Origin of the sequence: Entomohabitans teleogrylli (assembly GCF_001484765.1) — a bacterium.
Lineage (GTDB): Bacteria > Pseudomonadota > Gammaproteobacteria > Enterobacterales > Enterobacteriaceae > Entomohabitans > Entomohabitans teleogrylli.
Window position 1 is genome coordinate 1 of record NZ_KQ947387.1, and the last position, 18,667, is coordinate 18,667.

Sequence of the window (18,667 nt, forward strand, 5' to 3'; positions counted from 1 at the left end):
CGACATTACTAACTGAAGGTTGTATCTAATACTGGGGGCAGGTCAATTTAATTGGTTCAAAATCGGTACTGTGCTAAATCAGAGACTCTTAGTCTTTCCGGAAACTTCAGATAAATTCAAACGAAGTGATGTCATTTAATGATGAATGCCTTATCTGATGATTGTATTCCCTGCTCCAGTTGTCGACTTTCTCCTGCACATTTTCCAGTGACAAAAAAACTGTGAATGCTCAGGCATTCGCCCCATAGACTGTTGTTAAATAGCGCATTCAACGGGGTGTCTGTTGGTTTTTTTCGAGGAGCAAAAGTCCATAGTAATACTGTGCTCATATATCCATTTATCCATACCTAAATAAACTGTTTGGTGTTATCGGTCTGCATGCTCTCAGGGAGGTCGTTATCCAGCGCCCGAAGTCCTTAATTACCCTCACCACATCCTCGTGTAAGCAGACCTGTTTTAGTTTCATGAACTTTTTGAGATATTCGTAGTTTCAGCCATTAGCCGGCACTCTTCCGGCGTCAGGTTTTTCAGGGATTCATGAGGCCGCTCGTTGTTATATTCCATCAGCCAGCGCTCTGTAATTTCCCGTGCTTCGTTCAGTGTTCTGAACAGGTAAAAATCCAGGATCTCTGTCCGGTATGTCCGGTTGAACCGTTCGATAAACGCATTCTGTGTTGGCTTACCCGGCTTGATATATTCGAGCTGCACGCCATGTTCTTCGCTCCATTGTGCCAGCGCCATGAGACCAGTTCTGGCCCGTTGTCCATCCTCATTTTTAGCGGATAGCCGCTGTTTATCACTATCCTGTCCAGTACCCGGACAACTCGCTGAGCCGGGATATTCAGGTCGATTTCTGTCGCCAGTGCTTCACGGTTAAAATCATCCACCACATTGAAGGTCCGGAAGCGTCTGCCACAGACCAGCGCATCATGCATAAAGTCTATCTATCAGCTCTGGTTAAGTGCCTCTGGCGTCACCAGTGGCGCCGGGTTGCGTACCGGCAGCCGCTGTTTTCCCCTACGACGAAAATTCAGTTTCAGCAGGCAGTAAATCCGGTGAACACGTTTATGGTTCCAGGTATTGCCCTGCCTGCGCAGCAGCCGGAACAGCTTCTTAAAACCGTAGGGCGGATAGCGTTCTGCCTGTTCAGTCTGCGCACAGATCACCGGTTCATCACGTCGGGTATCGGGCTGATAAAAATAGACCGTCCTGCTCAGCGATAACGTCCTGCAGGCCTGACGTAAACTCATGGCAAATTGCGCCGTCAGATAGCTGACGAGTTCACGCTTTATCGCTGGTTTTAAAGCTTTTTTTCGATGACGTCTTTCAGTGACCGGCACTCAAGGCTGAGATCAGCAAACATCTGCTTAAGCCTCCGGTTCTCATCTTCCAGATCTTTGATTTTTTTAATATTGGCCGCTTCCATCCCGCCATACTTTGCCTTCCAGTTGTAATAGCTGGCTTCCGAAATAGCGGCTTCACGGCACACATCCTTGACGGTACGTCCTGCTTCGACGGACTTCAATACGGCGATGATCTGGTGTTCAGTGAATCGGATCTTACGCATTGCGATCTCCTCGGGGGACATAATCAGTATGCCGGAAGATCTCTAAAAGTGAATGGTTCGTTTTGCAGGGATACTTACATAGTCACTCTGGAAATGGAATGCCACGGTCAATAAACTCATTAACCTTTTCTATTTAATCTGAGGTCCAATATATTGGGTTAAGTTAGCTCTTCTTTACTGAAAGATGAATGAAATCGTAAAATAATCGCCATCATAATTTTATTTTTAACTGTATGTATATAAAAAATATTTTTTGATTTTCATGCGATATTTCAGGCTGAAATCGCCATGTTAACCACTTCGTCCTTCACCTTTATATGGTATGTCTTTCTCATCGTGATTAATGTTTCACATGTTACATGCGAAACCCACCTTCTTTCTGAGACCATTCACAGTATTTTGGCTACAGGGAGATCACCCCACCGTGTAGTGTAAGCCGGTGACAGCATATCTCGTTTCATCTGCCACTCAGGGGATATGCCCCGTCCTGCGAACCACACTTTACCAATCCCTGAATGATTTATCCCATCAAGGACCTTCATCAATTGGTCGCTGTGTGCCCGGGGCTGTATTCCATCAAACAAGTTGAGCTGTGAAACGCCGGTAGGTGTGAAATCATTCAACATCACCCCTGCCTTAGCGTACCGGTGCCCGGGTATCCATATCCTGTCCAGCGCTTTGACTGCAGCGGCAATAATATCCCGGGTGTCTCGGGTTGGTGTGTTCAGTTTCTCTGTGGCCACGTTGGCGTAGTAGGGTTCATTGATAGCAAAAGGCGAGCTCTTGATTAAAACTGAGATATGCCGGCAATACTGCCGTTCACCACGCAGCTTCTCTGCCGCGCGCTCCGCATACAGACAAACCGCCTGGCGGAGTTCGTCATAATCGGTGATACGTTGTCCAAAACTGCGGCTGCAGACAATCTGCTGTTTCGGTGGGGGCGCTTCTTCCAGCGAAATACAACTCTCTCCGTTGAGTTCCCTGATTGTTCTCTCCAGAACAACACTGAAATTTTTTCGGATAAAGGCTGAATTCGCGCGGGCCAGCTGCAGCGCTGTGGTGATACCCATTGTGTTCAGTTTCTTCGAAATCCTCCGGCCCACACCCCAGATTTCTTCCACAGGCTGCAGCGACAGCAATTTCTCTGTCCGGCGGGGATTGCCCGTCGTCAGGGCCAGCACACCGCCAAATTGCGGCCATTCTTTCGAGGCCCATTGAGCCGACTTCGCCAGCGTTTTCGTCGGTCCAATACCGATGCCAATGGTCAGCCCCGTCCCGTTGCCGACATGGACGCGCAGTTGCCGGCCGAAATCCTCGAAATCAATGCAGCTGTTGATGCCTCGGATATCGAGGAACATCTCGTCAATGCTGTACTGCTCCACGCGTGGCGCCAGCTCCTCGAGATGAGACATTACCCTGTTCGACATAGACGCATAGAGCTCGTAATTGCTCGAGAACGTGATGACTGGCTCCGGGAATTGTGCCGTCTTCAGCTGAAACCACGGTACCCCCATTTTGATGCCCAGCCCCTTTGCCTCTTTTGAGCGCGCGATGACACAGCCATCGTTGTTACTGAGAACCACAACAGGTTTGTCCCGCAGGTCAGGACGGAATACCTTTTCGCAGGATGCGTAGAAGCTGTTTACATCTGCCAGAGCGAACATCTTTACTCCCGGGTTTTGTGCACGAAAGCGGTGACCACACCGAATATCTGCAGGTGTTCAGGATCGGGGTATAAAGTGGGATAGGCCGGATTCATCGCCTGAAGGGCAGGGCGTGGCTCCAGCAGAAGCCTTTTCACCGTGAATTCGCCTTCCACTTCCGCAATAACGATATCGCCGTGCTGTGGCCGTTCTGCTTTGTCCACTATCATCAGGTCGCCACTGTACAATCCGATATCGGTCATGGAGTTGCCTATTGCCCTGACGAAAAATGTGGATGCTCTGTGCCTGATACAGTATTCGTTAAGATCCAGTTCGGCTTCCACGTAGTCCTGTGCCGGGCTGGGGAATCCGGCAGCGCAGCGCTCCATGAACAGGGGAAGGGGGATAAACTCAGGATCGGACGGAGCCGCAAGAAATCGCAACATGTGATACCTCATAATAATACTGTATATTAATACAGTATTATTGATTGGGGTATTCCATGTTTTCAAGGCCCGTTCCGGAAGTATTTCATAGCGTATTGTTTTACCCGTTAATTTAGTTATCCACCGTTTCTGTGAATAACCCTGTTAGCGATTGTCCTGAACCGGCTGGATAAGGTTCTCTCCCTGATTCCGGATGTTGCCCACCATGCGACTGACCGGATACCAGATAAACGCATCCGGTGGAAGCATCTCATCCCGCATAATATCTTCCGCTTCCTGGCGGGTGACTCTCTGCCGCATCCAGTCACGCGCTGCGGCCGGTGTGAGAACCATCGGTCTGCGGTCGTGGATATCGACCAGTCCGTTCCCGGCCACGGCGGTGACGATCATGAATCCCTCATGCTCATCACCGTGGTCAAATGGCGCCCGCCCGATAGCTGCCATATAGATGGGCTGACCATCTTTCCGGTGGATGAAGTAAGGTTGTTTTTTCCCGTCTTCTTTTTTCCACTCGAACCAGCCATCAGCCGGGACCACTGCACGGCCGTGCTCCAGGAGAGGCCGGAACATACGGCTGGTCGCTGCGGTTTCACTTCGGGCGTTAATCAGGGGTGGTTTGTCCCACCACGCGGGAGCGTAGCCCCAGTAAACAGGATCAAGCTGCAGCTTTCCGTCACGTTCATTCAGCAACAAAACTTTTGTCCCCGGAGCCACGTTGTAGCGACCAATGGGGACCGGATCATACGGGATATCCGGTGATTCCTCTGCTATTAGGGAAAGATATTCCTCCCGGGTTCCCGCCTGGGCAAAACGTCCACACATAGTCACCTCCGCCAGCATTACCCCTCAGTGAAGCATAGTCACGGATGTCACGCCGTGCCGCTACTGTAGCCGGCCCGCTTCGAATGCAAGGGTTCGCTGTCGCCGGTGTCCTCACCCGGTCGCAGTTTATTCAAAGGCGTTATCCACTGTCTTTCCGTCGTTTTCCGGCTCAATTTTCGCTGTCAAACCGTCCAGCCAGTGTCTGCTTTTTCACTGCGCTGCGGCTTGCGGCACCGCCCCTGCATTCTCCGCTTTTCGCCCGGCTGTCGTATCGGCACGGCGTAACTGGCGCCGCATTTATGTAAGGAGATAGCTATGTCCCGACTCATGCTGGGAGACTGTGTGCAAATCATGTCCCGTTTTCCTGATACCGCTGTCGATTTTATTCTGACCGATCCTCCATACCTGGTGAATTACCGGGACCGCTCCGGACGCTCCATTGCCGGCGATAAGAATGCTGAGTGGTTACAGCCGGCGTGCAATGAAATGTTCCGGGTACTTAAACCGGATTCGTTAATGGTGAGCTTTTATGGGTGGAATCGTGTTGATACGTTTGTGGCTGCATGGAAAAAAGCAGGCTTCCGGATCGTTGGCCATCTGGTTTTTGCCAAAACGTATGCCTCAAAGTCGGCGTTTGTCAGCTATCAGCACGAAAGTGCTTACCTGCTGGCAAAAGGACGCCCGACGTTGCCGGCGAATCCGTTACCGGATGTTTTACCCTGGAAATACACCGGTAACCGGCATCATCCTAATGAAAAGCCCGTCTCCAGTTTGCGGCCGCTGATTGAATCATTCTCTATGCCTGGCGGCATTGTCCTCGACCCGTTTGCCGGTTCTGCTTCCACCTGTGTGGCCGCCGCGCTTTCCAGGCGCCGGTTTGTGGGTATAGAACTGTTACCACACTACCACGCGGCCGGATTACGCCGCCTGTCTGCTGTTCAGCGAGCCATGTTACACCCTGCTGCTAACGACGAAATACCGGAGGCCGCATGAAAAATTATGAGGGACACGAACAGCTTCGGGACGACCTGGCTGAGCTGGCAAACAGCATGAGCGACGTGCGTATGCGCATACGGGAACTGGAAGTGAAATATCACGATGGATGCCCCGCGCTGGTTGACGCGCTGGCCGCTGATTTTCTACGCACGCTCAATGAGCAATATCTGAGCGTCTACATACGTGTGCTGGCGTTCAGCGACTGTTTTCACGACTGACCCAGACCGGCCTTCTGACCCGAATAAGGAGATTACCCATGTACGGAACCCGTGAAGCGCTTTGTTATGAACTGGCGCGAATGTTTACCCCGGATGAACCCCTGTCACTGCTGGTCTGGACGGAAGAGGGGATTCACACCGCGTGCCGGGAACTGCGCCCGACAGATGAAGAGATTACGGCCCTGCTGGCAACAATTGGCAACAACACCATGAATGTTTATCGCCGGGATGGTGTCACGGAAGCATCAGTGTACGACCTGCTGGTCCTCCACTGTGAGGCCGTTAACCGACAGGTGATGGTTCCGGCGCAGGTACTTTCGCGTCTGGTGCATGATGCAGAACGTGAACTGATCCACCAGGAGGGGCTGGCGTGGGAGGCTGGCGGGGCCACCCCCGAGCGTATCCGCCAGGGAATGGCGGACGTTAAAGTGCTGAAAGCATTACTTGCCGCGTGAGATGAGGCCGGGGGGTAACCTCCGGCTTTTTTTCTTCTTCGGATGTCGCGCAGCCGCTCCGCTTTTCCTGCTCATCCTCCACGCTGTTCCGGCTTCGCGGTGAGTAACGTCCCGTGCGGCCTGCGGCCTGCGGCTTACGCCGTGCCTCTACTATAGCCGGGCCGCGGCTGATGCAAGGGAAGCGTAAACGCCGTCACCTTCACCCGGTCGCAGTTTTTTTTCAAAGGCATTATCCGCCGTCTTCCCGTCGTTTTCCGGCTCAGTTTTCGCCGTCAAACCGTCCAGCCAGCTCCTGCTTTTTACTGCGCTGCGGCTTCGGTGACGCCCTTGCATCCTCCGCTTTTCGCCCGGCTGTCGTGTCGGCACGGCGTAAGCCGGAATACAGACGACACTGACCACGGAGGATTTTTTATGCGCAATACGACCACCACACCGGCTGTCTACGTTGGCACCTACCACAAATACAACTGCGGCAGCATTTTCGGCAAATGGTTTGACCTGACGGAGTTTGACGGCAGGGAGGATTTTTACGAGGCCTGTCAGGCGCTGCATGCCGATGAATGGGATGCCGAGTTTATGTTCCAGGACTGGGAGGGCATTCCGTCACAGTTCGTCTCTGAATCATCCGTCGACTGGGAGTTTATCGCCGCTTACAAACGCGCTCAGGAAGAGAGACGGGATGCCGCGTTTGTTGCCTGGGCAGAGTATACCGGCGAGTGTGACTATGACGCGTTTGATAATGCGTACCTGTAGTGACCTGCATATGAAATAGGCTCGACCTGCATTTACCGCTCATTATCAGCCCACATTGGCTGCAACCAACGCTGCTCTCAAACCCACAATACCTGCAAATGAGCCTGCATTTATCCCTGTCGACCTACATTCCATTTTCGCAAACCCACATTAGCTGAAAATGAAAAATAGACCATCAGCCTTCATTCAGAAGGCTGATAATATTAAAAATATGGATTATATGGGTAAACCAGCGGCCAAAATTCGATCCCGTAATTCGGCGGTGCGAGTCGGATCTAACTGGTGATTGAACAATGCCCGGATTTCTGCAGGTTTGGCATCAAACTGTTCGACCATATCTTTGAGTCGGTAACCATGACGAGTAAGCGTTGGTTCCAGGTCATCGAGTTTGCGAGACAACACGCTGTCAACCAGATCCGCTGTGACAGGACGCTCCCCGGTGAGGTAACCGGCTTCCAGAGCAAGCGTTATGTGCTGCTGTACCTGCAATGGCGTACGGAGTTTTGTCGCCAGAAGATCGATAGCTTCCTCCGTCAATATGCTGCTGGCGCTATTTTGTTGCTCTGAACAACTCGCCAGTAGCCACTGAATGTATTCCCGCTGGCTACCGGCAATACCATCGAGGGTAAAAATCTCCGTACGGTAGCCTATCTCTTCCATTGTCGGTCTGCGCAGGTCATTGCGCAGTTTAGGATGTCCGGCAAGGATCACTGATAACCTACCACCACCGTCTTCGACTACTTCCATCAAACGTTTCAGCCCGATGAGTGTGTGGCCGTTAAGATCGTGGGCTTCATCAACAAATAATGCTACCGGACGTTTGCCTTTTTTCACCAGTTCCTGCAATTCGCGCTCGCGTCGCTCTCCCTGTTTTGGGATCTGGACGGCCTTATCCTGGACCAGGTCATAAAACAGAGCTGAAATCAGCGTGGCCAGTTTGATGCTGTTTTTCTCCACAGACAGTGATTTGGCGACAGTGACCTTGTTTTCCTCTCGCAAAATTTGCTGGAGCCGCCGGAGTGTTACCGTTTTTCCGCAACCCACAACACCGCAGAGGGCAATCAGACGACCTTCCAGAATGGCCGCTTTGATGTCTTTCGTCAGTTGCTTGTGCGTATCGGTTTCGTAATACCCGGCCTGAGTCAGTGGGTTTGTCAGACTGTAATATCGCATGACCTCAACTCGCATGATCGCCTTCCTTTTTGTGTTTGCGGAAATACTCCCGTACGCGGTCCAGTACAATCCTGCGTATGAGCGTTTCACCCAATAACTGCTCAATAAACTGCCTGTCAGCCAGAGATAGCCTGGCCAGCGGCGTAGCAAGTTCCCCGGCAATCGCCAATTTGGCCGCAATGGTACTGGCATAGCTCTCTTCGGCCATTGCAGGGAATGACTGTCTGGGAATTTCATGGGAAACAGGTTGTGAAATGAGCGCAATATTTTCACCTGTCAGTGCGGCAATGGGGAGACTGAGCTGTTGTGCCAGATTTCGGATTCGCTCAGCTTTCTGGCTGACAGCACCTTTTCTGAAAGCGCGGTATCGGTTCAGCGGGATCGGGCCTGCGACAGGGTAATATGGGCCAGTTCGCTTACCATCAAATTCAACATGCAGCTCATTATCAAACAACCCCCACAGCAGCAATACGGTTTCTCCCGCCAGATCAGGATCAATTTCATAGGCGGTCCCTTCCACCATGATTCTGGCATCAATACCCACTTTGCGCCGTTCAGGCTCCCGGGCAAAGCGGCAGTACTGCTCCCAGTTGCACATTTCACGGATCCCTTCCGGGGGAAGATTGAGTAGCCAGTCCTCCCGGCGTGAATGCGGCTGCGAACGGTGCGGTTGTTCATTGTAGTGAAGCAGGTAACGCAACAGCCAGTCATTGGCCTGCTGCTCCGTTTCAGGTTTATGAAAATGGTACAGCGTTTCGTGGGCTTCCTTGACGGTACGAAAAGGGCGCTCCACCTTACCTTTAGAGCGGGCTGTCACACGTTCACCATCCTTTCCGGCAGGTATGTGCGTCAGCCAGTCGACACCCAGCGACAGCATGACATCCTGAAAAACACGGCTTTTGGCAACGGGTCCATTATCGAGATAAAGCATTTTAGGTCTGCCCTGTATAGGAAAGCCGGGGTCAGTTTTTGGAGCCATCGCGGCATAGAGGAAGCGCAGGGCTGATTCCGCATCCTCACCATAAACGCAGTGATATTCCTGGTAAGCTACACCGCTCCTGTCATCCACGACGCTGAACAATGTCAGGGTCGGCTCGCCTTTAGCCGGGTCAATCCATTCAGGAACATCAATATGCTTCAGGTCGGATGGCGACATATCAAACTGCCAGCAGTCATTACTGCACTCAGCCTGAAAACGCACCGCTGGCGGTGGGCGGTGTAGCCGGGGCTGATCCAGGTGCCAACCAGAAAGCCAGCGGTTAACTGTACTGCGGGTCAGTACCCCTTTCGGTGCCTGAAAATGCCCTTGCTCCGTATCAACACCATAATCCTCCAACAGCTCAATCGCCCGGCGGGTGGAAAGATGACGACCTTTCTTATTGGTCGTACGAAATTTAAGTGCCGCGACCAGCTCGCAGTACCGCTCCATATCCTTTCTGGGCAGCACTCTCGGCTGTCCATGATCCTGTCGGTGCGCTGCATGAGGTTTCAGCAAATCGTTAAGCGCCCGGTACACCGATGTGGCAGACAGTCCGTACAACTCAGACATTGTGGCTATCTGAGAGGCCCGCTCAGGACTTTTGGACGGCAGACGTTCCAGCCGCTGACGAAGCTGTAATAATGCCTCCACTGGAATACTTTTACGCCAGCCCGGTGGCATCCTGTGCAGCCTTATTGAGATAGTTATAGAGCGTTGATTTGGAAATTCCCATGATGCTGCAGATTTCCTCTATGGTGTGGTTGCGCTCCTGATGTAACTTCAGCGCCAATGCTTTTTTCGTCGGACTGAGCAGAGCTGGTCGTCCGCCCTGACGTCCCCGCATACGGGCGGCCGACAGACCAGCCTGGGTGCGTTCACGTACCAGATTGCGCTCGAACTCCGCCAGTGCACCAAAAAGATGGAAAACCAGGCGGCCCCCACTGGACGTGGTATCAATATTTTCCTGAAGACTGCGTAAGCCCACCTGCAATCCGTCAAGTCGTTCGACCAGTTGCAGCAGATTTTTCAGTGATCGCCCCAGTCGGTCCAGCCGCCAGATAACGACGGTATCACCGGGCCGGAGAGAATTGATCAGTCTGGCCAGTCCTTCGCGTTCTGCCTGGGCACCACTGACTTTATCTTCAAAAATACGCTCGCACCCTGCAAGCATCAGGGCATCACGTTGCAGATCGAGATGTTGATCGTCGGTGGAAACCCGCGCGTAACCAATCAGCATTGTATCGATTCCAGTAAGTCACCTGATTTGAGTATAGATGGAAAATGAATACTGGAATGAGATGGTGTAATCCTGCATCGCGGGTTGCAGGTCACTTAATAATGAGGCGGAAGTGAGTCCAAAAAACGGTCGTTTTATGGAAGATAAGCGTTGTGGCTCTTGAAGCAAAAGATCCCTTTGTATGGGATCTTCTGTCCAGGAATTTAATTGCTGAGTTCTGCTGTCATGTATACGCGGTTTTTATACAGGGCACTGACGATTTTATAGGATGCATTTTCACTGACTGCCTGTTGAGCCACTTTTGCCTCTGCACCTTCAAGCGTCGAATCGGTCACGCTGACCGTTTTAGCAAAGGCATTTGCACTCATAAAAGCCAGAGCAGAAATTAACACAATACGTTTAGCTGAAAACATGGAATAACCTCATTACATCATGATGACATGCATACCAGACCACTTCCGCTCATCCACGGAAGTGGCTGGTATGACATAAATATTCAGGAAATGACCACTGAGTGGCTACAGATTTGGGGAATTAGAATTCCTGACAGGTTGGACGCAACACAATTTCGTTGATATCAACATCGGCAGGTTGCTCCATGGCATAGGCGATCGCTCTTGCTACCGAGTCTGCAGGAATCGCTTGTTTATAGAAGTCGATGACGAAGTTTGAACTGTCCTGGTCAGAACTCCCCAGCTTCAGCTCACTGTCGATGGCTCCGGGACAGATAGTGGTTGTGCGAATATGCGCACCCACTTCATGACGCAGACCCTCAGAGATAGCCTTCACCGCGAATTTGGTTCCGCTATACACTGTACCACCGGGACTGAATACTTTAATTCCTGCTACCGACGCCAGGTTAATGAAATGACCGGATTGCTGCTTTTCAAAAACAGGAAGGGCTGCCGCAATACCGTAAAGAACGCCTTTGATGTTGATATCAATCATGCGATCCCACTCGTCGGTTTTGGCAAGACTGAGTGGAGCTATCGACATCAGGCCCGCGTTATTCACCATCACGTCAACACGGCCAAAAGCTTCAATGGCTTTGTCGATAATATTCTGGACATCTGCTTTACGCGTCACATCAGCTTCAACAGCAATAGCCTGGCCACCATCAGCAATAATCCGGGCAGCCAGTTGGTCGAGACGCTCCTTGCGGCGAGCAGACAACACCAGAATAGCCCCTTTCTTTGCCAGATTCAGGGCTGTAGCTTCACCCAGTCCACTGCTCGCACCTGTAATGACGACAACTTTTTTATCGATATTATTCATTGTATTAGCCTCTTAAATGAATGATTACTTTCTGTACGGGGTTAAGTATCGCAGCGCAAAGTGGCATAATAAATGGAAATTAATACCTTTCAGAATTCCTGAATATGGAATTGTAGGGCCTCAAGGAACTGCTACGATGCAAAACAAGCTGGAGATGCTGCGTATTTTTTGCGTGGCTGCCGAATCACGAAATTTTAAGGAAGCGGCGACGCTACTGGGGATTTCGCCTCAGGCAGTCACCCGGGCAGTAAAGGAACTTGAAGAGCAGCGGGGAGAGATTTTATTTTACCGCAGTACCCGACAAATAAAGATAACTGCAGATGGAGAACGTCTTGCAAAACAGGCGCGCCACGCAGTCGACTCTCTCGATTCACTGTTAGTGAAAGGCGTTAAGGATCAAACTGATGAAATGCGGGGGACGGTGAGATTAACCGTGTCTTCGGTATTAGGCCGAAAGCTGGTTGTTCCTGCACTGGCAGAATTTGCGCGTCAGTATCCGGATATCGTAGTGGACTGTGTGCTGACCGACTCGCACAGCGATGTTATCGATGAACGTATCGATATAGGTATCCGTTTTGGATTTTTGCCTGACAACCGGTATGTGGCACGCGAACTGGCAAAGATTCATTTTTACCCTGTCGGTACACCTGAGCTGATTGATAAGGTTGGAATGCCTGCCAGCATCGCTGAGCTGGATTCCTATCCTCTGACGGCATTATTTGACCATAAGACGGGTCGCTACTGGCCCTGGACGTTTACCGAAAGCCGCAGCTTCATCCCGTCGAAACCTCGCTTTATTGCTGATGATCTTGAGGCTGAGTTTCAGGCTATTCTGGCCGGTGTTGGATTTGGGCATATGCCGGGATTTTTAGTTCTGCCCTGGCTTAAAAGCGGCAAGCTTATTCAGATTCTTACCGAGGAGACGTCACCCGTCTGGCGGTTGTACCTTTATCGCCCTCAGCGTGGGCCAACGCCACTGAGGATCAGAGCGCTATTTGACTATCTTATTGATGTGCTGGGTGAACTGGAAACCTGACCCGAAAAGGGGTCAGGTTTATTCAGACAGGATCAATCCTGACAATGATTTTGCCGAGTTGTTGATTTGATTCGAGATACTGGTGTGCTTCCCGCAGCTCTTCAAATTTAAAGCATTTATCTATCTGTGGCTTCAGGAAACCCGCTCCCATACCGCTCAGGATAAAACGCTTTGCTTTTTCCCGTATGGCTGGGTCATTCAACACTTCCAGAAAGAGGAACCCCCGCATAGTGAGACTCTTACGCAATGCCAGTCGCAGAGGAAAAGGCGTGACATCAGGACTCAGCGCACCATGCATGACCATACGTCCTTTTACGGACATGGCCTGTGCGATATGTTCAATCTGAGGCCCACCAACAGCATCAAACACGACATCAAGATGCTCCCCTCCTAACCGCGAAACAATCGCCTGATAGAGGTCAGGTTCATCTTCACTGGCAATGACATCTTTCACACCTAAGGCAAGCAGACGTTCCTTTTTCTCCACCGTCAGGGTGCTGGCAATCACACTGGCACCCGCCGCTTGTGCAATCTGAACCGCAGCTAGGCCAACACTGCTCGATGCCGCAGTAACCAGCACGGATGCGCCCTTTGTCACTTCCCCGGCATGCATGATCCCGCCCCAGGCGGTAAGGTATTGCATCCACACCGATGAGGCTTCTTCCCAGCTCAGGCTGTCAGGTTTATGTACAAGATAGCTTTCAGGGATCAGCAGCTTATCTGCGCAAGTGCCAAAACGCGCCAGGCTGTCAGAAGGCAGCACTGAAACATTATCCCCCGCAGAGAACTGTTTAACACCTTCGCCTGTAGCCAGCACCACGCCAGCCCCTTCGTAACCAAGGCGAGAGGGAAACACAGCCTTTTCGATGTAAGTACCTCGTCTGAACATGGTATCTGCCCGGTTCAGACCGATGGCTTTCATCTGAATCAGCACCTCATCTGCTGCCGGTAAGGCAACAGGCAGGTTTTCGAGTTCAAGGACATCGACTTCTCCGGTGCCGTTAAAGCGCCAGGTTCTCGCCATCAGGCCGTTAAATGACATCAATCACTACCTTGATGGAAGCTGAACCATCCTGAACTGCGTGGTGGGCATCAATGGCCTGGTCGAGGGAGAAATGACGCGCATCAACGACCGGACGAATTTTGCCTTCTTCAACCAGACGGGTGGCGGTTTTCAGAACTTCGCCGTGATGGGCACGACGTTCACCTGTGAGCATTGGCAGCAGAATGAAGACACCCGACAGGGTTGCACAACGCAGCGATGACGTTGCCAGGTTATGGTCGCCAAATGCTGCACAGCTGGTGATATGGCCGTAATAGCGCGTCATGGAAAGTGAGGCGTCGAGGACAGGGCCACCAACCGTATCGTAAACGATATCAAAGCCTTCACCCTCGGTGCATTTCTCAATGATGTCCTGTGTGGAATCCTTTGTGTAATCCAGTGGAATCGCGCCCAGCTTTGAAATCAGCTCCTGATCTGCCGTACATCCGGTAGCCGAGACTTTTGCACCGAGTGCATTTGCCAACTGGACAACCATGTTACCAACACCACCGGCACCACCCTGTACAAGCACATGCTGGCCAGCCTGCACATTGGCATTATCGACAAGGCCAGACCATGCCGTGAGAAATGTTAACGGCAGAGCTGCCGCTTCACGCATAGAAAGATTGCGGGGTTTGATAGCAAGCAGGTCTGCATCTGCAGCAATGAACTCAGCCAGTGAACCCTGAAGGCCGCGAACGCCACCGGTCAGGCCGTAGACTTCATCTCCAACACTGAACTGGGTTACGCCTTCACCGACAGCAACCACTTCCCCTGCCATATCAGTACCCTGAACAGCCGGAAGCTGAGGCATGGCGTACGGCGTTTCCCCAAGACGAATTTTATAATCAATCGGGTTTACGCCGCTGGCATGAACACGCACCAGAACCTGACCAGCCTGTGGTAGTGGCACCGGGAGTTCTTTACGGGCAAATTTATCATCACCGAAATTTTCGAGTACGAGAGCAGTCATTGTCTGGTTCATGTGTATTCCTGTTATGTAATTGGGGGACGGACAGAAGATAACAGGAACCAGTCATCCATTTAATGGCACAGTATGGATTTGATAATTCCAGGATTTACACCAATCAAGTATATCGCTGGGGTAACCTGACGCGTTTTCAGTTAATGTGGGTTTGTGAAAATGGAATGCAGGTCGACAGGGATAAATGCAGGCTCATTTGCAGGTATTGTGGGTTTGAGAGCAGCGCTGATTGCAGTTAATGTGGGTTGCTAATGAGCGGTAAATGCAGGTCGACCCTATTTCAAATGCAGGTCACTACAGTTATTCCTTATTGATCTAGTCGTGATCCTTATTTGATCTTTATTGTTATTCTATCCGGTGGATAACTTAATTGAATTGTCAGCGATTTTTAACACGCCATATTCACAGTGCAACGTCAGTAGGATCTGCTCTGACACGACTTAATCGTGGAGAGCTCCGCCATGCATAAGCGACTTACCGTCAGTGGATGCGCGACTATCAACCACTATGATAAACAGGAGTCTCAATAATGGGGGCAATTTACAAAGGGCTACAGTTCAAAACTGCGCTGGAAGCACGATGGGCTGCATTTTTTGACCTTGCTGGTTGGGAATGGCATGTGAATCCTGCATGCGTTGGTGACTGGTCTCCTGATTTCTGGGTCAGTTTTCCGTGTGATCACTCAGAATGTCATCGCCACACTTTACTTATAGCAGTATTACCGATTGATAATATTGAAGGTTTTGAGCATCATCCAAGTTTAAAGCATGCTTACACTATCGACGAAGATCCTCAGAAGATTCATAAACTTGTTGAGGCAGGCGCTGCTTTTGGTAGTAATCCTGAAGTAACAACTTGGCAATCAGCCCACGGCTCTGGCGGCGGAATGCACGATGTCCCATTATTCGTGCCAAATGCCAGTGAGCTGTGGCGAAAGGCTGAAAAATTAGTGTTTCGCCAATCAGTTTAATGAGACTTAATCTTAAGGTAGTGACGATTTCAGTGCGGGCCTCCCTGCCCCACCAGTATTCGCTGATGGCCGGACAGGGAGTGCCAGGAAAGGGGATTAGTGGCGGATCTGCGCCAGGTCGTCTTCAGTCAGACCGGTCATTTTCATAACGGTATTGCGGTCAATGCCGTTCTGCAACATGGTTCGCGCAACTTCAAGTTTGCCTTTTTCAATACCACGTTGTTCACCCAGTTGGATGCCCTGCTCGATACCCTTCTCAATACCTTTTTGCTCGAGCTGTTGTGCGATGGTCATGAGTGCGTCTCCGTGTTGCGGCACACGCTGTGCCAGTTCGCGTACAAAGGCTTCGGCGTCCGATGTTTCGCCTGCCTGGAGTATATAGTGTACCAGCGATATGACCTGCGATGAAGACAGATAGCCGGCCAGCAAAATGGGCGCCAGTCGCTCAACCAGTTCAGCGAGGTCGCGCTGGTGAATGTGTTTCTGCAGTAAGGTTAGGGCAGCCATACTGCGATGCCCGGCGATTTCATCATCCGGAATGACCGTAACGTCTACCAGCGGGAAAGCGCTGCTGTAGAGTGTACCGGCCAGCGCCGGGTCGTCAAACTCATCCAGCCAGCGGGTGGAGTACGGATACGGGCTGCGCTTACCGGTATAGAACAGGACCGGTATCACCAGGGGCAGCTTCTTATGGCCCGCTTCCAGATGGCGCTGCATGGCGGCCACTGCATAGCGTATCAGGCGAAAAGCCATATGTTTGTCGGGTGAGGACTGATGCTCAATGAGCACGTGAACGNTCGGAGGTCATCCTCAACAAACGAGCCGGATTCCAGTTTCAGCGTGCTGAGGTCGCATATGGCCTGCAGCTCTGCCGGGAGGTGCAGTTCCATAAAATCCCGAGCTATCTCAGGCTGCGTCAGGAACTGCCTGAACGTGGCATCGTGGGGTGTGGGAGTGCTGTTTTTCTTCTTCATCAGCCCTGGCTCTGAAAAATGACCCGCATATGCTATCACAGGCAGGAGCGGCACATAATGGCCAGGCAGACGATGATGTCTTTCTTTACTGTCAGGCCGCTCAGTCAGTCTTCTTGCATATCAATCATTCAGGATGCCAGACAACTCACGTTTGCGAACAGAGCGATCGTAATCTTCGGCTTTCACGGAAATCCTTATATTCGGGGTCAGTTTGGATATCGAAAATTATTGTACGTTAAGGTAGTTTTTTGTACATCTGGGCTATGGTAAATCTTAACCGCTTTGACGGGCAGCGATGAGCGGAAGTTAAATGATTAGGCCATTAGCATCAACTTACACAAGTCTATGGACTGCCTCGTCCCGGTAGACGATTCTGCCCAATAGTGACCAACATCCGTTTTTTATGTAACGAAAAGACATGTGCTCTCGCTTACATTTTTCACTTTCATCCCTCTCTATAGTGGACACTATTGTTAGTGCATCATGCGGTTTTGCATACCCGCAATGGTCAAACTCTCCCTTATTTTGTCGGTACTGCCGCCATGGTCAGTGCTTTCTATTCGTGTCTATACAATGAGGTGTGTATGTCTGCTTCAGTTATTGAAAAGCAGAGTGCTTATGGGAAGCTAAGCCTGAGAGAAAAGGTCGGCTACGGCATGGGTGATGCAGGCTCCTGCATGATCTGGAGCGTTCTGGCACTTTACCTTACTTGGTTCTATACCGATGTTTATGGGTTGGACCCTGCGATTGTAGGGACGCTATTTTTGGTCATTCGTGTTTTCGATGCGTTTAGCGATCCCATCATGGGCGCAATTTGCGATCGTACCCAAAGCCGTTGGGGTAAATTCAGACCCTGGATACTGTGGATGGCTATCCCCTTTGGCCTGGGTGCGGTATTGATGTTCTCCACACCCGATCTGAGCATGAACGGGAAAATCATTTATGCCTGGGTGACCTATCTGGTTATGTCCCTCATTTATACCGCCATCAATATTCCGTATTGCTCGGTCGCGGGTGTGATTACGCTTAATCAGAAAGAACGGATGAGCTGTTTGTCATGGCGTTTCTTCCTTAATGGTCTGGCGACGCTTATCGTCTCCTCGGCTATTTTACCCCTGACCGACTGGCTGGGTGGTGGTAGTCGGGCTTCCGGTTTTCAGATGACCATGATGATTATGGGGGGAGCGGCAACCTTAATGTTCCTTTTTTGTTTCTCCAGTATTAAGGAACGCGTTGTTTCAGTTAATGCCAATGATTCGTTAAAACGTGACCTGAAAGACATCATTAAAAATGATCAATGGCTGTTGATGATCTCAATCACCTTCCTTAACGTCTTCCCGGCCTTTATTCGCGGGGCGGTAACCATTTATTATGCAACCTATGTCATGCACGCCTCGGTTGGGTTTATTACCTTCTTTATGGCACTGGGTGTCGCGTGCAATATGTTGGGAAGCATTATTGCCAAACCGCTTACCGACCGCTTCGATAAAATTAAGCTCTTTCGCGTACTCAACATTATTCTGGGGTTCCTGTCGTTCGCATTGTGGTTTGTTAACCCTGCGTCGCTGACACCATTGTTAACGCTGTTTATCATCATTAATATTCTGCATTTAATTCAGTCAGGGCCTATTCTGTGGGCCATGATGTCTGATGTGGATGATTACGGTGAGTGGAAATTTGGCAAGCGCCTGACCGGCATCTCCTTTGCGGGCAATCTGTTTATGCTGAAAATGGGCCTGGCCGTGGCTGGCGCTATCGTTGCCTGGGTTTTGGCATCAACCGGTTACGTTGCCAACAAGCCGCAGCAAAATCACGAGACGATCCAGTGGATTATCATCATGTTCTCGCTCATGCCAATGCTAAGCTATTTTGTCAGCGCATATATGGCACGTTATTTTAAGTTAAACAATGTCTTCCTCGAAAGAATAAAAGTCGATCTGGCAAAACGCGAACTGGAAAATGGCCGTGCACAACCGGCGGTACCGACTAACACCCCGGCAAATCAACCCTCACATTAATTTTGAATAACAAGCGGCATCCTTTATGCGGGGTGCCGCGCGGTTTAATTATATTTTAGTGACTTAGGAGTATTCAAT

17 protein-coding genes and 4 pseudogenes are annotated in these 18,667 nt (G+C 50.8%); 7 read left to right on the plus strand and 14 right to left on the minus strand.

Annotated elements, in window-relative coordinates:
• Positions 1 to 106: 106 nt before the first annotated feature.
• From AQ981_RS28525 to AQ981_RS12290, 5 genes and pseudogenes are all read right to left on the minus strand, one after another.
• Positions 107 to 214 carry an integrase core domain-containing protein gene (locus AQ981_RS28525; RefSeq protein ID WP_082683190.1) on the minus strand — a complete coding sequence of 36 codons (108 nt, stop codon included), beginning with the start codon at positions 212 to 214 and terminating at the stop codon, positions 107 to 109.
• A 248-nt stretch (positions 215 to 462) separates the two neighbouring features.
• Positions 463 to 1,567: pseudogene (locus AQ981_RS26915) on the minus strand (IS3 family transposase).
• Between the two features lie 389 nt (positions 1,568 to 1,956).
• Positions 1,957 to 3,231, minus strand: coding sequence for a Y-family DNA polymerase (locus AQ981_RS12280; protein WP_058912038.1), 1,275 nt, complete (start codon positions 3,229 to 3,231; stop codon positions 1,957 to 1,959).
• Positions 3,232 to 3,233: 2 nt separating this feature from the next.
• Entirely contained in the window at positions 3,234 to 3,656 is a 423-nt protein-coding gene (gene umuD, locus AQ981_RS12285) for a translesion error-prone DNA polymerase V autoproteolytic subunit (RefSeq protein ID WP_058912061.1), read from the minus strand.
• A 144-nt stretch (positions 3,657 to 3,800) separates the two neighbouring features.
• Positions 3,801 to 4,478, minus strand: a complete 678-nt coding sequence (locus tag AQ981_RS12290; protein WP_058912062.1) for an SOS response-associated peptidase family protein — start codon at positions 4,476 to 4,478, stop codon at positions 3,801 to 3,803.
• 315 nt (positions 4,479 to 4,793) lie between these two features.
• Here AQ981_RS12290 and AQ981_RS12295 point away from each other — a divergent pair, with 315 nt between their 5' ends.
• From AQ981_RS12295 to AQ981_RS12315, 4 genes and pseudogenes are all read left to right on the plus strand, one after another.
• Entirely contained in the window at positions 4,794 to 5,471 is a 678-nt protein-coding gene (locus AQ981_RS12295) for a DNA methylase (protein WP_058912039.1), read from the plus strand.
• Positions 5,468 to 5,692 carry a hypothetical protein gene (locus AQ981_RS12300; protein ID WP_058912040.1) on the plus strand — a complete coding sequence of 75 codons (225 nt, stop codon included), beginning with the start codon at positions 5,468 to 5,470 and terminating at the stop codon, positions 5,690 to 5,692. Before AQ981_RS12295 ends, AQ981_RS12300 begins: the two co-directional genes overlap by 4 nt.
• A gap of 38 nt (positions 5,693 to 5,730) precedes the next feature.
• Complete coding sequence (locus AQ981_RS12305) at positions 5,731 to 6,147, plus strand: DUF1380 family protein (RefSeq protein ID WP_058912041.1); 417 nt, start codon at positions 5,731 to 5,733, stop codon at positions 6,145 to 6,147.
• Between the two features lie 411 nt (positions 6,148 to 6,558).
• Positions 6,559 to 6,894: pseudogene (locus AQ981_RS12315) on the plus strand (antirestriction protein ArdA); the annotation flags it as partial.
• A 222-nt stretch (positions 6,895 to 7,116) separates the two neighbouring features.
• Here the strand turns inward: AQ981_RS12315 and AQ981_RS12320 are convergent.
• The 5 genes from AQ981_RS12320 to AQ981_RS12340 all read right to left on the minus strand — a co-directional run bounded on the left by AQ981_RS12320 (position 7,117) and on the right by AQ981_RS12340 (position 11,564).
• Positions 7,117 to 8,088 (minus strand): ExeA family protein, encoded by a 972-nt coding sequence (locus AQ981_RS12320; protein WP_058912043.1) that lies wholly within the window; start codon positions 8,086 to 8,088, stop codon positions 7,117 to 7,119.
• Complete coding sequence (locus tag AQ981_RS12325; RefSeq protein ID WP_249226312.1) at positions 8,078 to 9,709, minus strand: IS481 family transposase; 1,632 nt, start codon at positions 9,707 to 9,709, stop codon at positions 8,078 to 8,080. The genes AQ981_RS12320 and AQ981_RS12325 overlap by 11 nt, the downstream gene beginning before the upstream one ends.
• Before the next feature lie 4 nt (positions 9,710 to 9,713).
• Positions 9,714 to 10,289: a recombinase family protein gene (locus tag AQ981_RS12330; protein ID WP_058912045.1), complete on the minus strand. Its 576-nt coding sequence runs from the start codon at positions 10,287 to 10,289 to the stop codon at positions 9,714 to 9,716.
• A gap of 203 nt (positions 10,290 to 10,492) precedes the next feature.
• Positions 10,493 to 10,702, minus strand: a complete 210-nt coding sequence (locus AQ981_RS12335; protein ID WP_058912046.1) for a DUF1471 domain-containing protein — start codon at positions 10,700 to 10,702, stop codon at positions 10,493 to 10,495.
• Between the two features lie 121 nt (positions 10,703 to 10,823).
• A complete protein-coding gene (locus tag AQ981_RS12340; protein ID WP_058912047.1) occupies positions 10,824 to 11,564 on the minus strand; it encodes an SDR family oxidoreductase in 741 nt (246 codons plus the stop codon).
• Between the two features lie 136 nt (positions 11,565 to 11,700).
• Here AQ981_RS12340 and AQ981_RS12345 point away from each other — a divergent pair, with 136 nt between their 5' ends.
• Positions 11,701 to 12,600, plus strand: coding sequence for a LysR family transcriptional regulator (locus tag AQ981_RS12345; RefSeq protein WP_058912048.1), 900 nt, complete (start codon positions 11,701 to 11,703; stop codon positions 12,598 to 12,600).
• A gap of 22 nt (positions 12,601 to 12,622) precedes the next feature.
• Here the strand turns inward: AQ981_RS12345 and AQ981_RS12350 are convergent, their stop codons facing one another.
• Together AQ981_RS12350 and AQ981_RS12355 are read right to left on the minus strand one after the other, a co-directional pair.
• Entirely contained in the window at positions 12,623 to 13,642 is a 1,020-nt protein-coding gene (locus tag AQ981_RS12350) for a zinc-dependent alcohol dehydrogenase family protein (RefSeq protein WP_058912049.1), read from the minus strand.
• Complete coding sequence (locus AQ981_RS12355; RefSeq protein ID WP_058912050.1) at positions 13,632 to 14,627, minus strand: zinc-dependent alcohol dehydrogenase family protein; 996 nt, start codon at positions 14,625 to 14,627, stop codon at positions 13,632 to 13,634. The genes AQ981_RS12350 and AQ981_RS12355 overlap by 11 nt, the downstream gene beginning before the upstream one ends.
• 529 nt (positions 14,628 to 15,156) lie before the next feature.
• Between AQ981_RS12355 and AQ981_RS12360 the strand changes: the two genes are divergently transcribed.
• Positions 15,157 to 15,597, plus strand: a complete 441-nt coding sequence (locus AQ981_RS12360; RefSeq protein WP_058912051.1) for a hypothetical protein — start codon at positions 15,157 to 15,159, stop codon at positions 15,595 to 15,597.
• Positions 15,598 to 15,693: 96 nt separating this feature from the next.
• On the opposite strand, the pseudogene AQ981_RS12365 reads toward AQ981_RS12360, so the two are convergent.
• Together AQ981_RS12365 and AQ981_RS28110 are read right to left on the minus strand one after the other, a co-directional pair.
• Positions 15,694 to 16,393, minus strand: a pseudogene (locus AQ981_RS12365) (Rpn family recombination-promoting nuclease/putative transposase); the annotation flags it as partial.
• Between the two features lies 1 nt (position 16,394).
• Positions 16,395 to 16,571, minus strand: a pseudogene (locus AQ981_RS28110) (Rpn family recombination-promoting nuclease/putative transposase); the annotation flags it as partial.
• A gap of 584 nt (positions 16,572 to 17,155) precedes the next feature.
• On the opposite strand from AQ981_RS28110, the gene AQ981_RS12375 reads away from it, so the two are divergent.
• On the plus strand, positions 17,156 to 18,589 hold the full coding sequence (locus AQ981_RS12375) for a glycoside-pentoside-hexuronide (GPH):cation symporter (RefSeq protein ID WP_058912053.1): 1,434 nt from the start codon (positions 17,156 to 17,158) through the stop codon (positions 18,587 to 18,589).
• The last annotated feature ends 78 nt before the right edge of the window (positions 18,590 to 18,667 follow it).